The 13,484-nt window shown below is 59.8% G+C and carries 16 protein-coding genes; 12 read left to right on the top strand and 4 right to left on the bottom strand.

Annotation, left to right across the window (positions count from 1 at the left end; genetic code table 11):
• The first annotated feature begins 2 nt into the window (after positions 1-2).
• The gene (locus ASD54_RS01875) at positions 3-386 is read left to right on the top strand and encodes a DUF930 domain-containing protein (protein WP_244484653.1); all 384 of its coding nucleotides are present in this window, start codon (positions 3-5) and stop codon (positions 384-386) included.
• A gap of 45 nt (positions 387-431) precedes the next feature.
• On the opposite strand, the gene ASD54_RS01870 is transcribed toward ASD54_RS01875, so the two are convergent.
• Both ASD54_RS01870 and ASD54_RS01865 read right to left on the bottom strand, forming a co-directional pair.
• Positions 432-1,598 carry an AI-2E family transporter gene (locus tag ASD54_RS01870; protein WP_062552889.1) on the bottom strand — a complete coding sequence of 389 codons (1,167 nt, stop codon included), beginning with the start codon at positions 1,596-1,598 and terminating at the stop codon, positions 432-434.
• A gap of 188 nt (positions 1,599-1,786) precedes the next feature.
• Positions 1,787-2,650 (bottom strand): VOC family protein, encoded by an 864-nt coding sequence (locus tag ASD54_RS01865; protein ID WP_062552888.1) that lies wholly within the window; start codon positions 2,648-2,650, stop codon positions 1,787-1,789.
• Between the two features lie 194 nt (positions 2,651-2,844).
• Here ASD54_RS01865 and ASD54_RS01860 point away from each other — a divergent pair, with 194 nt between their 5' ends.
• The 4 genes from ASD54_RS01860 (at position 2,845) to ASD54_RS01845 (ending at position 5,166) form a co-directional block, all read left to right on the top strand.
• A complete protein-coding gene (locus tag ASD54_RS01860; RefSeq protein WP_062553230.1) occupies positions 2,845-3,255 on the top strand; it encodes a universal stress protein in 411 nt (136 codons plus the stop codon).
• Between the two features lie 15 nt (positions 3,256-3,270).
• Positions 3,271-3,591, top strand: coding sequence for a TraR/DksA C4-type zinc finger protein (locus ASD54_RS01855; RefSeq protein WP_062552887.1), 321 nt, complete (start codon positions 3,271-3,273; stop codon positions 3,589-3,591).
• A 319-nt stretch (positions 3,592-3,910) separates the two neighbouring features.
• Positions 3,911-4,579, top strand: coding sequence for a hemolysin III family protein (locus tag ASD54_RS01850; protein ID WP_062552886.1), 669 nt, complete (start codon positions 3,911-3,913; stop codon positions 4,577-4,579).
• Between the two features lie 68 nt (positions 4,580-4,647).
• Positions 4,648-5,166, top strand: a complete 519-nt coding sequence (locus ASD54_RS01845; RefSeq protein ID WP_062552885.1) for a GNAT family N-acetyltransferase — start codon at positions 4,648-4,650, stop codon at positions 5,164-5,166.
• Positions 5,167-5,447: 281 nt separating this feature from the next.
• On the opposite strand, the gene ASD54_RS01840 is transcribed toward ASD54_RS01845, so the two are convergent.
• Positions 5,448-5,921 carry a hypothetical protein gene (locus ASD54_RS01840; RefSeq protein ID WP_062552884.1) on the bottom strand — a complete coding sequence of 158 codons (474 nt, stop codon included), beginning with the start codon at positions 5,919-5,921 and terminating at the stop codon, positions 5,448-5,450.
• 1,043 nt (positions 5,922-6,964) lie between these two features.
• Positions 6,965-7,369: a peptide-methionine (R)-S-oxide reductase MsrB gene (gene msrB / locus ASD54_RS01835; RefSeq protein WP_062552883.1), complete on the bottom strand. Its 405-nt coding sequence runs from the start codon at positions 7,367-7,369 to the stop codon at positions 6,965-6,967.
• Positions 7,370-7,569: 200 nt separating this feature from the next.
• On the opposite strand from msrB, the gene ASD54_RS01830 reads away from it, so the two are divergent.
• The 7 genes from ASD54_RS01830 to mnhG are packed head-to-tail and all read left to right on the top strand — an operon-like array spanning position 7,570 to position 13,474.
• Entirely contained in the window at positions 7,570-9,927 is a 2,358-nt protein-coding gene (locus tag ASD54_RS01830; protein ID WP_156379011.1) for a putative monovalent cation/H+ antiporter subunit A, read from the top strand.
• Positions 9,924-10,343 carry a Na+/H+ antiporter subunit B gene (locus ASD54_RS01825; protein WP_062552882.1) on the top strand — a complete coding sequence of 140 codons (420 nt, stop codon included), beginning with the start codon at positions 9,924-9,926 and terminating at the stop codon, positions 10,341-10,343. Before ASD54_RS01830 ends, ASD54_RS01825 begins: the two co-directional genes overlap by 4 nt.
• Positions 10,343-10,720, top strand: a complete 378-nt coding sequence (locus tag ASD54_RS01820; protein ID WP_062552881.1) for a Na+/H+ antiporter subunit C — start codon at positions 10,343-10,345, stop codon at positions 10,718-10,720. The genes ASD54_RS01825 and ASD54_RS01820 overlap by 1 nt, the downstream gene beginning before the upstream one ends.
• Before the next feature lie 9 nt (positions 10,721-10,729).
• Positions 10,730-12,298, top strand: coding sequence for a Na+/H+ antiporter subunit D (locus ASD54_RS01815; protein ID WP_062552880.1), 1,569 nt, complete (start codon positions 10,730-10,732; stop codon positions 12,296-12,298).
• On the top strand, positions 12,295-12,768 hold the full coding sequence (locus tag ASD54_RS01810) for a Na+/H+ antiporter subunit E (RefSeq protein ID WP_062552879.1): 474 nt from the start codon (positions 12,295-12,297) through the stop codon (positions 12,766-12,768). The genes ASD54_RS01815 and ASD54_RS01810 overlap by 4 nt, the downstream gene beginning before the upstream one ends.
• Positions 12,768-13,121, top strand: coding sequence for a cation:proton antiporter (locus ASD54_RS01805; protein ID WP_062552878.1), 354 nt, complete (start codon positions 12,768-12,770; stop codon positions 13,119-13,121). Before ASD54_RS01810 ends, ASD54_RS01805 begins: the two co-directional genes overlap by 1 nt.
• The gene (mnhG, locus tag ASD54_RS01800) at positions 13,121-13,474 is read left to right on the top strand and encodes a monovalent cation/H(+) antiporter subunit G (protein ID WP_062552877.1); all 354 of its coding nucleotides are present in this window, start codon (positions 13,121-13,123) and stop codon (positions 13,472-13,474) included. Before ASD54_RS01805 ends, mnhG begins: the two co-directional genes overlap by 1 nt.
• The last annotated feature ends 10 nt before the right edge of the window (positions 13,475-13,484 follow it).

Here is a 13,484-nt window from a genome sequence, read left to right as displayed (position 1 = left end):
CCATGACTGCCGCGGCACTGGTTCTGACCGGTGCGGCGGTCCTGCCTGCCTATGCGCTGGATGATAGCATCATTCGCCAACTGGATCGCCTGACCCCGGAAGAGCGGCGGGAACAGCGCTGCGATATCGAAGCCATGAGCCGGATTGCGAAGCAAGGCGAGGGCTACAAGCCCGACAAGGTGATTGCCTACACCTTTGCCGATACGGAGGAGACCGAAGGCCTGCTGAGAGCCCCCGGTGCCGTGTTCCGCAGCGCGGGCGATTGGTATCGCCTGAAATACAAGTGCAAGACAGCGGAGGATGGTCTGACCATCCAGTCCTTCGATTACAAGGTCGGCTCCAAGGTCCCGCGCGAAGAATGGGGCGAGTATTATCTGTATAATTAGGAAAAGCCGGGGTATGTGTGCCCCGGCATTTTCCCATTTACCAATTCATCCCGGCAGCTGCGGCGCCGTTTTGCGTTCGGGGAAGAGTTCCTGCGCAATCGTCATCACGATCAGCGAGAGTGGCAGGGCCAGCATCGCGCCGATCGCGCCCCACATCCAGGTCCAGAACAGGATGGCGATGAAGACGAGGAACGGGTTGATCTCCCATTGCCGACCCATGACGGCCGGAAACAGCAGGTTTTCCATGATCAGGTGAATGGTGAAGAAGGCAAAGGCCGGAAGAAGCCCGATCAGCAGTGTATCATGCGAAAGAACGCCCGCCACCGCAACGGAAAGCGTCATCAGCGTGATGCCGAGATAGGGCACAAAGCTGGAGAGGAAGGCGAAGATGCCCCACAGGATGGGCATGGATAGCCCGCCGAAATAGGCAATCAGGGTCATCACCACGCCGAGGCCGAGATAGATCAGGCTGGCTGTCGCGAAGTAATAGCCAAGCACTTCCTCCACCGCGTTGAGAATGCGGATCGTCAGCAAACGCTGGCGGCGTGAGGGAAAAGCCATGATGATGGCGCGGCGCAGTTTCAGTCGACCGTATAGAAACAGAAGAAGACCGGCGAAGAAGATGAGCGCCTGAATAATGGCCGGTGTGACGCTGGAAGACAGGACCCCTAAAATATTGGTGCTGTTTTCCATCAGCTTTTCCATGGACATCGGACCGGTCTCGAAGGTCGCTGGTGTAATGTTCAGCCAGTGATGCTGCTCGAGAAAGGGCGTGATACGCGCCAGCGCCTGCTCCACGATCATCGGGCCTGACTGGACGAAGGTGGCGACGGGTTCCGCCAGCGCGTTCACGATCAGGAAGATCGACACCATCACGAGGCTGGAGAGAATGAAGGCGATGCCGAAGCGGGGAATGCCATATTGGCCCATGCGCTCGGCCACCATGCCGAGAATCATGCCGACCACGATGGCGAGGGTCACCGGCTTCAGAATGAGCGAGAGGTGCTGCACGACAGCAAAGCCGATGATCAGGAAAATGCCGATCACCGCCCAGGCCTTGGCCACTTCCAGCGCTTCGCGACCAAGCGGGGAGAACTCGGTTGCATCGCTATTGTAGACCGCAAGCTCGTCCTGGCGCGCAGCCTCGTGTTCCAACACCTGACGCTTGTGCCTGGCATTCTGCCGGTTTTGACCGGCGATCGTCGTACCCATGGAAGACCCCCTGAATGATGGCCGACAACGCGCGAACAGGAGACAGGTTCCAACTTGTGGGTGAGGGAGGATTAGGGTGCAGTTTACCTCAATAATCCGCCGAATAACCCCCCTCTGTCCTGCCGGACAGAGGGGGGTGTTGAAAGGGATCGATCAAGACTGGGACATGCCATGTCTTGCGGTTACCCTTAAGCCACGAGATTGAGCCCGATGCCCCAAGGGTCTTTCAGCGCCCAGCCGGAGGCCGTCTTCCGGGTGGCAATTTCCAGTTTTTCAAGCGCAGCCAGAGCCTTTGTCAAAGCCGCCTCATCGGCAAAACGCAGGGTGTAATCGGAAAGGCCGCTCATCGCATCCTGTCGAGCCGCCGCCCCTCGGCTGTTCCAGATATTGGCCGCCACATGATGGTGATAGCCACCCGTGGCAAAGAAGCTGGCACCCGGATAGCGCGCCATGATCTTCAGGCCCAGAACGTCGCGGTAGAAGACATCGGCTTCCGGAATATTGCCCACCTGCAGGTGAATGTGGCCAATGGCCGTACCAGCCGCCATGCCGGCGAAACGCTCCTGGGGTGCGCTGTCGTAAAGCGCCTGGAGATCGAGCCGATCGGTTGCCATTTCGACCGTGCCATCGTCGTGATAGGTCCATTCCAACGGCGAGCGATCCCGATAGATCTCGATGCCGTTGCCCTCCGGATCAGACAGATAGATTGCCTCGCTGACGAGATGGTCGGATGCGCCCTCTAAACGGATACCGCTATGAGCGGCATGTGCCAGCCAGGCGGCAAGCTCCCGGCGGTTGGGCACCAGAAAAGCGGTGTGAAAAAGCCCGGCTGCATTGCGTGGCGCAGCCTTCACCTGCCCACCCGTGGAAAGCGTGAGAAGCGGTGTGCCATGGGCACCGAGAACCACGCCGCTCGTGTTCTTCTCCAGCACCGACAGGCCAATTGCCTGCTGGTAATATCCGCTCACAAGGTCCAGATCGCGCACCACCAGATGCGCCGCATCCACATGCGCGGGTCGGGTCAATGCAAAGGGCAGGGTCGTATCGGACATCGGATAAGCCTTGGGCCGTGTTCAAGATGACCTGAATATGCGCCCACGCCTGCGTTCAAGAAAGGTGGTTGATTGGCGAAACTTCGTTCACCAATAACGAACGATAGTCCGTGGCGCCGAGTTTGATTTCCATCAAGGCGCCTTTCGCTCTCAAGACGGAGAATGGCTTCATCAAATCTCGGGAGATCACGCACATGTACGCATCCATCGTCGTCGCCATCGATATCGCCCAGCTGGATCGTGGCGAACAAATTCTGAAGAAAGCCGTCGCGCTTCTCGATCAGGGTGGCAAGATCGCGCTCGTCAACGTGGTTGAAGAACTGCCGAGCTACCTGGCCATCGACGTGCCGACGGATCTTCTGGGGTCGGCACGCCAGGAAGCGATGACCAAGCTTCAGGACCTGCGCGAACGTGTGGGCACCTCAGCCAGCATCGATGTGCGCACGGGCGCACCGGCCCACGAAATTCTGGCCGCCGCGCAGGCTTATAGCGCAGATCTCATCGTGCTTGCCTCGCACAAGCCGGACTTCTCCAACTATCTCATCGGTGCGACGGCGGACCGCGTCGTGCGCCATGCCAAGTGCTCGGTTCTCGTAGACCGCTGATCAGGGGGGGGGCTAATGGATACGCAACATTACCAGCAGGTGCTCGAAGCGCGCCGCAACGAACTCGACCGCCGTCTGCACAAGATCGAGGCGGACCTCGATCAGCCCGGCAATCCCGATGATGACGACCGGGCAATCGAGCGCAACAATGACGAGGTGCTCGAAGGTCTGGGTGAGGCGGGTCAGAAGGAGCTTGCCTCCATAGAGGCAGCCCTTGCCCGCATCGAGGCTGGAACCTTCGGTGCCTGCGCCAAATGCGGCGAGCCGATCAGCGAGGCGCGCCTTGCAGCGGTTCCGCATGCGGCGCTCTGCTGTACCTGCATGAAAGAGCAGTGAAAACGGGAACGACGCCCCTCGTTTACTTCAAGCTGCCGATAGACGTCTGAACACCCTATTCCGTCATGCTCGGGCTTGTCCCGAGCATCTACAGCCGCGTGATTTTATTGAACGTCAGCAGATCCTCGGCAGAAGGCCGAGGATGACGCCGTGTGGCAGGGAAGCTTTGTCCAGATGGGGAGAAACTGACGCTACCGTCAGTTTTGACGATGTTTGAACGCGCATGACACAAAGTGATGCGCGTCTTCATATTTCCTCCGTTGCATCATTTTATGCTCTTCGGCATCTTGGATACTGATTTGAAGAGTGTTGGGACGATATGACGGAACTGTTCGCCTTCGGGCGCAGATATGATTTTCATGAGATCGTGGCCGATGGCGTGGTGCACGGCATTGGCATCGTGCTGGCCCTGATCGGGGTCACCGCGCTGATTTTCTATGCAACGCTGTGGGCAAGCCATGGCGAACTGGCTGCCGCCTGGGTCTATGGCATCGGCCTGCTGCTCTGTCTGTCCGTGTCCTTCACCTACAATATCTGGCCGCATACGCGCACCAAATGGATATTGCGCCGGTTCGATCACTCGGCAATTTTCGTTTTGATTGCAGCGACTTACACGCCGTTCCTGCAAAAGGGCGCGAATGATCCGCTGATCTTCGGCATGCTGATCTTTGTCTGGGCGGTGGCGGCACTCGGCATCACGCTGAAATGTGTCTTTCCGGGGCGGTATGACCGGCTCGCCATCCTGCTCTATCTCGGCATGGGCTGGAGCGGCATCGTGGTCGTGGCACCCCTGTCTGAGCTTTTGCCGTCCATCACGCTGTGGCTTATCGTCATTGGCGGCGTCATCTATTCGCTCGGCGTCATCTTCCATGTGTGGGAACGCCTGCGTTTCCAGAATGCCATCTGGCACGGCTTCGTCATCTCCGCCGCCATGGTGCATTATTCTGCAGTGCTCACCTGCTTCAGCCTCACGCCCGCAAGCGCGTGAGCGGTGCTGGACGCGTCCCCACATCATCTGATAAGCGAGACGAAACGTTTATCATAGTGGACAATCCCATGAGTGCTGCGCCCGTCATCCGAGAGGCCACCGAGGCCGATATTCCCGCCATCCTTGCCATCTATAACGATGCCGTGGCGAACACGACGGCCATCTGGAACGATAACCTGGTCGATCTTGAAAACCGGCGCCAGTGGTATGCGGTGCGCAAGGCCAAGGGGTTCCCTGTTCTGGTCGCAGACCGTGACGGGGAGGTCGCCGGTTACGCGGCCTATGGCGAATGGCGGGCCTTCGAAGGCTTCCGCCATACGGTCGAACACTCGGTCTATGTGCACAATCAGCATCGCGGCGCGGGCATCGGTCGGCTGCTGATGACGGAACTGGTGGAGCGCGCGAAAGCGGGTGGCATCCACGTCATGGTCGGCTGCATCGAGGCGGAAAACAAGGCCTCCATCCGCCTGCATGAGGCGCTGGGCTTCCGCCATGTCGGAACCTTTGCGCAGGTCGGCGTGAAGTTTGGTCGCTGGCTGGATCTCACCTGCATGGAACTGAGAACCGGCAGCGGCGATCCAGGCTGAGCGTTTGGAACGCAAGGCGGAGGCCCGAGAGTTTGGCGCGATGCTGAACCCGCCTTCTGCCTTGTCAGGCATCTCCCCCTTGAAGCGGGGGAGATCGGGAAAACGGTTGACGCTCGCTCATCATCTCCTGTCGAGGAAATCTTCCTGCATAATCAAAGCAAAGCTTGGGGACGAAGGGCCAACCACGAGTCGATCTCCCCCCTTGAGGGGGAGATGTCCGGCAGGACAGAGGGGGGTTAGGTCTAGGAGAGGTTCGTGCCTTTGAAAAATCGTGAAACGCCTCAATCGCCATCCTGCCGGTCAAGGATATCTCGCGCCCGCCGCAGCGCCTCTTCCGGGCTGCTGCCGCGATGATAGTCGTTCGTGATGATCCGGCGAAGCCGGGATTTCAGGTCTGATTGTCCGTCCTCGCCCTGGAGTGCTGTAGGCGCGGGAAGAGAGCGATTTCCGCCGGAACGCAACCCGCTCTGAAGATCGTTGCGCAGATCGATCAATGCACCGAGCACCTGTTCGCCAACTGGCTCCCCCGGTGCATAGGCCACAGGCGGTCGATGAATGGCACCTGTGCCCAAGCCTGTGCCCATGTCTGTGGCCATGCCTGTGCCCAAGCCTTTGACCTGAAGACGATACCACAGTTGAAGAGCAAGAATGCCAATCAAGCCTGCGGGCGGCGTGAGGATTTTCAGCGCCTTGATCCAGTCGGATGATGCCTGCCACGTATCCAGCAGGTCGGCCCAGAAATTGTAATCCGGCATTCCCTCTATCTCCCCAAAATCACCTCGCAAGAAGAAGCGACCACCGGAGGCGAGAACCTCTGGTGGCCGGGGAGCTAGAAAAATCGCCACAGAAACGACCGCCCTGACCTTTAAGCCGAAGCTCTGGACATGGTCAGGGCCTCCCCGACCATAGAAAGGTGGGAAGTGGACCTTATAGACATAAGACCACCGCCTCAGCCACGAACCTATGGCTGAGGGGTGTCATTTTGACGGTCGACACCGACCGTCTGTGGCACAGAGTTTTCTAGGCTCCGGGAAAGGCCCGTTACCGCCCTTCCTGCCACAACCATAGGATATACGCGCTCAGCGTGAAAATGAATTTTCCTGACAGCGGATGCTCGCCAGTTGCAGAACACACAGCGGCTCGAGGCGTAAATTTGTCGATCTGCTTGGGGCCGTAGACCGCTTTGTCGAACCGACCGGAAGACCGGTTGCCAGTTTGTTGACCAAGGGCTTGCTCCACATTTCCGTCATGCTCGGGCTTGTCCCGAGCATCTGCAACCGCTTGATTGTATTGGACGTCAGTAGATCCTCGGCACACGGCCGAGGATGACGTCGCGGGGAGTAGGCAAGATTGTCACCGGTCGAGAGTGACCGGAAGACCGTTCGTCCATTTGTTGACGAAGGGCTTACCGCACACTTTCGTCATGCTCGGGCTTGTCCCGAGCATCTACAACCGATTGATTGTATTGGACGTCAGCAGATCCTCGGCACAAGGCCGAGGATGACGTCGCGGGGCGTAGGCAAGATTGTCACCGGTCGAAAGTGACCGGAAGACCGGTCGCCARTTTGTTGACGAAGGGCTTGCCCCACATTTCCGTCATGCTCGGGCTTGTCCCGAGCATCTRCAACCGMTTGATCTTATTGGACGTCAGTAGATCCTCGGCACACGGCCAAGGATGACGTCGCGGGGCGTAGGCAAGATTGTCACCAGCCAAAAGCGCCCGGAAGACCGGTCGCATCGCTATCGAAAATGTCATTCGGCCCAAGTACAGGCAATGGTCGCTCCCGGCACGACCGGTTCACACCGGCTCGAACACCATGGAATGGCCGTTGATGCAGTAGCGCAGGCCGGTCGGTGGCGGGCCATCGGGGAAGACATGGCCGAGGTGCCCGTCGCAAGATGCGCAGCGGATTTCGATCCGCACCATGCCATGCGAGGTGTCGCGCAGTTCACGCACGGCATCGGGCTTCACCGGCTCGAAATAGCTCGGCCAGCCGCAGCCGGAATCAAACTTTGTATCGGAGAGAAATAGCGGCTCATCACACCCGGCGCAGCGATAAAGTCCCGTGTCCTTGGAATTCCAGTAGGGGCCGGTAAAGGCGCGTTCTGTACCCTGCTGCCGCAGAATGCGATATTGCTCGGGCGTCAGCTGCTCGCGCCATTCGGCATCGCTCTTTTCGACTTTCGTCTTGACGTCGCTCATGGGTTTCTCCTTCTCTTTGTCCCTAAGATAAGAAGGGAAAGGGCGATCACAAAGACGCCAGACGGGTGTTTTTTGCCTAAAATCATTGAGCCAGCTGTTTTGTTGCCGTAAGAAGTCTGCTCCCGACCCGAGGGATTCTCGTCAATAGTGTGCCGTCCGGCGCATGCATCGCAGCAATTTCCAGAAAGGAAGCACACACAGTGATCACCCTGTTTTGTCTCCTGCTTCCCTTCCTAGCCGCCGTCGTTGCTTCGCCATTGACCCGGAAGTTCGGACACAATTCTGCGTGGATTCTGGCGCTGGCGCCCGCCTGTTCGTTTTTCTACTTCGCCTCCCATCTGCCGGAGATAGCCAATGGTGAGGTCGTCACGGGTGGCTATGCCTGGGTGCCGAGCCTCAACCTGTCCTTTTCGTGGTTCATCGATGGGCTTTCGCTCACCTTCGCGCTGCTGATCACCGGCATCGGCACGCTGATCGTGCTCTATGCGGGCGGTTACATGAAGGGCCATCCGCAGCAGGGGCGCTTCTTTGCCTTCATCCTGCTGTTCATGGGCTCCATGCTGGGCGTGGTCGTGTCGGATAGCTTCCTCATGCTGTTCGTCTATTGGGAGCTGACATCGATCACCTCCTTCCTGCTGATCGGCTTTGATCACACGCGGGAAGCAGCACGGCGTTCGGCCCTGCAGGCGCTGGTCATCACCGGCGGCGGCGGTCTTCTGCTGCTGGCGGGCCTGCTGTTTCTCTGGAACATCAGCGGCATTACCCAGCTTTCGCTCCTCATCCATGGCGGTGATCTGGTGCGCGAAAGCCCGTTCTATCTCGCGGCACTGCTGCTCATTCTGGGCGGCTGCTTCACGAAGTCGGCGCAGTTTCCGTTTCACGCCTGGCTTCCCAACGCCATGGAAGCGCCAACACCGGTTTCCGCCTATCTGCATTCGGCAACCATGGTGAAGGCGGGTGTCTATCTTCTGATGCGGCTCAACCCGGTTCTGGGGCAAACACCCGCCTGGGAAATCCTCTTGCCCTTCTTCGGCGGTATCACGCTGATTGTGGGAACCTTCCTGTCGCTGCGGCAGACGGATCTGAAGCTGATGCTGGCCTATACAACCATGGCCTCGCTCGGTCTTCTGGTCATGCTGACGGGCTTTGATACGGAGCATGCCATTTCCGCCGCCGTGCTGTATCTGGTGGCGCATTCCCTGTTCAAGGGCGCGCTATTCATGGTGGCCGGTATTGTCGATCACGAGGCAGGCACACGCGATGTCACGCGGCTTGGCGGTCTGCGCTCGGCCATGCCCATTACCTTTGGCGCGGCGCTTCTGGCTGCCCTTTCCATGGGTGGTCTGCCGCTGTTCTTCGGCTTTCTCGCCAAGGAAGAGATCTACTACGCACTTGCGGGCGGCAATCCTCGCGCCATCCTGTTCACCGCTGTTGCCGTTGTCGGCAATGCCCTGATGTTTGCCATTGCCTTCGCCGTGGCGCTGAAACCCTTCCTCGGCAAGCCGGTGAAGACGCCGAAGCACGCGCATGAGGGTCCGGTTCTGCTGTGGCTTGGCCCGGTCGTGCTGGCGGGCCTTGGCCTTCTCGCGGGCCTGTTTTCCTCAACCGCCCATCGCTTCATTTCGTCACCCATGGCCAGCGCCATTGAGGACAAGCCGGTTCAGGTGACGATGTCCACCGTGCCGCATCTGGGCGTGCCGCTTCTGCTCTCCGTCGTCACCGTGGCGCTCGGCGCACTCGTCTTCTGGCGGCTGGCTCAGGCGCGCTTGCTGATGACGAAATTCATCGATGCGCTGGGACCGGGACCGGACCGCGCGTTCGATGCCTTCATTGCCGGTCTGGTGAAATTCTCCGCGGCCGTCACCCGTTTCGTGCAGCCGGGGCGGATGGATGTCTACGTGACGGCCACCTTCGTTCTGGTTGCCGTAACCCTCCTTGTTCCGCCCATCGTCTATGGCGAGCTTCCGGCGCTGCCGGCATGGCCTGCCGATGTCATGCTGCATGAATGGGTCTTTCTTGCCATTGCCGCCATCGGTGTCGTTGCCGTGCTCACCGCCAGCAACCGCCTCACGGCCATCGTCGCGCTCGGCATTCAGGGCTTTGCCGTCGCCGTTCTCTTCCTGCTGTTTGGTGCGCCGGATCTCTCCTTCACCCAGTTCATGGTCGAAACGCTGTCCGTCGTCATTCTTGCGCTGGTCATGGCGCGGTTGCGGCTGATGCCCTCCGATCATCGCCCGCTCCTTCAGAGGCTGGGGGATGGGACGGTCGCCGTCGCCTGCGGTCTGGGCTTCATGCTGTTGTTGCTCAAAGCCACGCAAGGCACGTTCAACAACAGCCTGACGGAATTCTTCAACGCCTATTCCAAGGTTATTGCCCACGGCGCCAATGTGGTGAACGTCATCATCGTCGATTTCCGCGGCACGGATACGCTGGGCGAAATCGCGGTGGTCATGATCACCGGCCTTGCCATCCTGGCGCTGATCCGCATCCGCACCGGTTCCTCCACCCTCAAGCCGCGCGACAACGATCCCGATGCACCGGAAGGAGAAGGCGCATGAACACGCTGATTTTCCGCACTGTCGCCCCATTCCTGACGGCGCTGATGATTGTGTTTTCGATCTTCGTGCTTCTGCGCGGCCATAACGAACCGGGCGGCGGCTTCATCGGCGGGCTCATCGCGGCATCGGCTTTCGCGATCTACGGCATCGCCTATGGCGTGGCGGCGGTGCGTCGCGCGCTGTGGTTCCATCCGCTGTCGATCGCCGGGGCAGGGCTGATGCTTGCGGTCGTCTCGGGCCTTATTTCGGCTTTCGCTGGCGTGCCCTTCATGACGGGTCTGTGGATCTATCCGCATCTCTTCGGCGTGGAAGTGCCGCTCGCCACCGTCATGTCCTTCGATATCGGCGTCTATCTCGTCGTCGTCGGGTCCATCACCTCCATTGCGCTTGCTCTGGAAGAAAAGGATGATGCGTGATGGAAACACTCTTCGCGGTACTTGTCGGCATCCTGTTTTCCGCTGCCATCTATCTCATGCTGTCAAAGCAGTCCGTGCGCGTGCTGCTTGGCATCGCGCTGCTCGGCAATGCGGTCAATCTGCTGCTGTTCACCTCGGGCAGGCTGACGCGGGAAGTGCCGCCCATCATTGCAGCGGGGCTGGATGCGCTGCCGGGTAACACGGCCAATCCGTTGCCACAGGCCCTCATCCTCACGGCCATCGTGATTTCCTTTTCCTTCTTCGCCTTCCTGCTGGTGTTGACCTACCGCGCCTTTCAGGAACTCGGCACGGACAATACAGACGAGATGCGTCTGGCCGAACCGAAGAACGAACCCATGCCACCAACCGGTTATTGAGGACGGACCATGGCCTCTCCATCCTCTTTGTCTGTCGATCTGTCGCAAGCCTTCGTCATGGCTCCTCCAGGCCTTGGCGAGTGGCTCGTCATCCTGCCGCCCGCGCTGATGATCACCGCAGGCGCTCTGCTGATGATGATGCGCCACCGCGTTGATCGCCACGGCTTCATTGCCATCCCGGCGCTCGTGGCTCTGGTGCTCATCGACGCAGCGCTGCTGTGGAAGGTTTCCACCGGCGGTCCTGTAACCATGATGATGGGGCGCTGGCTGCCACCCTTCGGCATCGCCTTCACGGTGGATGTGCTGGGGGCGCTGATGGCGCTTGTCTCAGCCCTTGCGGGCCTGGCGGCGGGTCTTGCGGCACTGACGGATATCAGCGATAGCGGCCGCCGCTACGGCTTCTTCCCGTTCCTGATGCTGCTGATGGCCGGCGTTTCCGGCGCCTTCCTGACGGGTGACATCTTCAACCTCTACGTCTGGTTCGAAGTGCTGCTCATCTCGTCCTTCGGTCTGCTGATTCTGGGGTCCGAAAAGCAGCAGATCGATGGTGCGCTGAAATACGCCGTTCTCAACCTGATCGGCACCACGCTGTTCCTCATCTCGGTCGGCTATCTCTATGCCATCTTCGGCACGCTCAACATGGCGGATATCGCGCTGAAGGCGCGGGAGATCAACGGTGCGCCGCTGATGACGCTGTCGGCCCTGTTCATTCTCGCCTTTGCCATGAAGGCGGCGGCCTTCCCGGTCAATTTCTGGCTGCCGGCCTCCTATCACACGCCGCGCATCACGGTGTCGGCGCTTTTCGGCGGGCTGCTGACGAAGATCGGCATCTATGCGCTGCTGCGCGTCATGGTCATGCTGTTTCCGGTGCAGCGGGAAGAGTTGAGCCTCGTGCTGGCGATTGTTGCGGTCCTCACCATGGTCCTGTCCGGATTTGGCATGCTGGCCCAGAACGATCTTCGCCGCATGGCAGGCTTCGCCGTCATCCTCGGCATCGGCAACATGCTGGCGGGCATAGCAACCGGCACCATGGTCGGCCTGTCCGGTGCCGTGCTCTATGCGCTGCATTCCATTCTGGCCATGACTGCGCTCTATCTCGTAATCGGCCGGGTGAAGGCGCTGACCGGTTCCTGGACGCTGTCGGCGGGCGGCGGTATTTATAGCATGGCGCCCGGCTTTGCCTTCGTATCGCTGGCGCTGTTCCTGGCGGTGGCAGGTTTACCGCCATTCTCCGGTCTCTGGCCGAAGATCATGCTGGTCAAGGCATCGGTGGATATCGGTGCCTGGTGGCTCGCGGCGGGCATTCTTATCTCCGGCTTTCTGGCCACCATCGCGCTTGGCCGCACCTTTCTTCTGGCCTACTGGCGGCCTGCTCCGGAGAGCGCTGCCTCTGTTATCGCTGGACCGCTCACGCAGGACCGGCTGGCCGCTGTCGCCATTCTGGGGCTGACGGCTCTCATCCTGCTGTTCGGCCTGTTTCCCGAAGCGCCATTGTCCCTGTCGCAACAGGCAGCGACCGGTCTACTCGACCCGCAGTCCTATGTCCGTTCGGTCTTCCCGCAAGGAGGTGCGCAATGACGGCGCTTGGCCTCAACCTGCTTCTCGCCGTCTTGTGGATTGCCGTCAGCGGCAGCGCCACCTTCGTCAACTTCCTGTTCGGGTTTCTGGTGTCTGCGCTTGCCATCGGCTTGATCCGCGAACAGGCGGAAGGCGTCAGCTATCTGCGGCGTGTTCGCTTCATCCTGTCCTTGACGATCCTCTTCTTCAAGGAACTGGCGCTATCGGCCTGGAAGGTCGCAACCCTCGTCCTGCGGCGGGATATGGACCTGAAGCCCGGCATCTTCGCCTTTCCGCTGACGGTGGATCGCGATTTCGAGATCACGCTGCTTGCCAACCTCATCACGCTGACGCCGGGCACGCTGTCGGTCGACGTCTCGGAGGATCGCCGCACACTCTATGTCCACGCGATCGATTGCTCGGACCCGGAAGGAACGAAGCGGGATATCGCCGAAGGGTTTGAGCGCAAGATCATGGAGGCGTTCCGCTGATGATGGCAGCAACTCTGTTCAATTTCGCAGTATGGCTGGGTCTGGCGATCTTGAGTGTCGCCTTTCTTCTGACGGTATATCGGGTGGTGAAGGGGCCGACGCTTGCCGACCGCGTTGTCGCACTGGATATGCTGGTTGGCATCGTCATCGGCTTCATCGCCATCATTGCGGTGAAAACCGGCTTCACGCTCTATATCGACATCGCGATTGCGCTCGGTCTCGTCGGCTTTCTGGCAACGGTTGCCTTCGCCCGCTTCATCCTGTCGCGCCAGACGGCGGACGAAGAGGGCGACAAGGCAGACGGGGCACGGGCAGAAACGGCCTCGCACACTGATACAAGAAGGGTGCGCTGATGGCCGACCTCATTAACTCCCTGTTTTTGCTGGCTGTTGGGGCCATCGTTGTTGCGGGAAGCCTGTTTTCGCTGATCGCGGCAATCGGTCTCAATCGGTTGCCGGATGTGTTCACGCGCATGCATGCAGCCTCGAAGGCGGGAACGGTGGGCTCCGGTCTTCTGCTGCTTGCGGCAGGCCTTCACGCAGGCGAACTGTCCATCCTCTTTCGCGCGCTTGCCGGGTTCCTGTTTTTCATTCTCACGGCGCCCATTTCGGCACATCTTCTGGCCCGCGCCGCGCATGAGGTTGGCTACAGGTTGCATGAAAAAACAGTGATGGACGAATTGCGGCGCGACAGACCTCTTGAATAACGTTGTTACC

The sequence above is a fragment of the Rhizobium sp. Root149 genome, from assembly GCF_001427345.1.
GTDB lineage: Bacteria > Pseudomonadota > Alphaproteobacteria > Rhizobiales > Rhizobiaceae > Neorhizobium > Neorhizobium rhizoryzae.
The sequence above is the reverse complement of the archived record's forward strand: the minus strand, read 5'-3'. Positions and strand labels throughout refer to the sequence as shown.

Excerpts from the sequence above, each read along its gene's own strand:
- msrB (WP_062552883.1), bottom strand. The coding sequence starts at position 7,369 with ATGAGCGACGTCAAGACGAAAGTCGAAAAGAGCGATGCCGAATGGCGC.
- ASD54_RS01870 (WP_062552889.1), bottom strand. The coding sequence starts at position 1,598 with ATGGGTACGACGATCGCCGGTCAAAACCGGCAGAATGCCAGGCACAAG.
- ASD54_RS01810 (WP_062552879.1), top strand. The coding sequence starts at position 12,295 with ATGACGGCGCTTGGCCTCAACCTGCTTCTCGCCGTCTTGTGGATTGCC.
- ASD54_RS01815 (WP_062552880.1), top strand. The coding sequence starts at position 10,730 with ATGGCCTCTCCATCCTCTTTGTCTGTCGATCTGTCGCAAGCCTTCGTC.
- ASD54_RS01860 (WP_062553230.1), top strand. The coding sequence starts at position 2,845 with ATGTACGCATCCATCGTCGTCGCCATCGATATCGCCCAGCTGGATCGT.
- ASD54_RS01820 (WP_062552881.1), top strand. The coding sequence starts at position 10,343 with ATGGAAACACTCTTCGCGGTACTTGTCGGCATCCTGTTTTCCGCTGCC.
- ASD54_RS01875 (WP_244484653.1), top strand. The coding sequence starts at position 3 with ATGACTGCCGCGGCACTGGTTCTGACCGGTGCGGCGGTCCTGCCTGCC.
- ASD54_RS01840 (WP_062552884.1), bottom strand. The coding sequence starts at position 5,921 with ATGCCGGATTACAATTTCTGGGCCGACCTGCTGGATACGTGGCAGGCA.
- ASD54_RS01805 (WP_062552878.1), top strand. The coding sequence starts at position 12,768 with ATGATGGCAGCAACTCTGTTCAATTTCGCAGTATGGCTGGGTCTGGCG.
- ASD54_RS01845 (WP_062552885.1), top strand. The coding sequence starts at position 4,648 with ATGAGTGCTGCGCCCGTCATCCGAGAGGCCACCGAGGCCGATATTCCC.
- ASD54_RS01865 (WP_062552888.1), bottom strand. The coding sequence starts at position 2,650 with ATGTCCGATACGACCCTGCCCTTTGCATTGACCCGACCCGCGCATGTG.
- ASD54_RS01850 (WP_062552886.1), top strand. The coding sequence starts at position 3,911 with ATGACGGAACTGTTCGCCTTCGGGCGCAGATATGATTTTCATGAGATC.
- mnhG (WP_062552877.1), top strand. The coding sequence starts at position 13,121 with ATGGCCGACCTCATTAACTCCCTGTTTTTGCTGGCTGTTGGGGCCATC.
- ASD54_RS01855 (WP_062552887.1), top strand. The coding sequence starts at position 3,271 with ATGGATACGCAACATTACCAGCAGGTGCTCGAAGCGCGCCGCAACGAA.
- ASD54_RS01825 (WP_062552882.1), top strand. The coding sequence starts at position 9,924 with ATGAACACGCTGATTTTCCGCACTGTCGCCCCATTCCTGACGGCGCTG.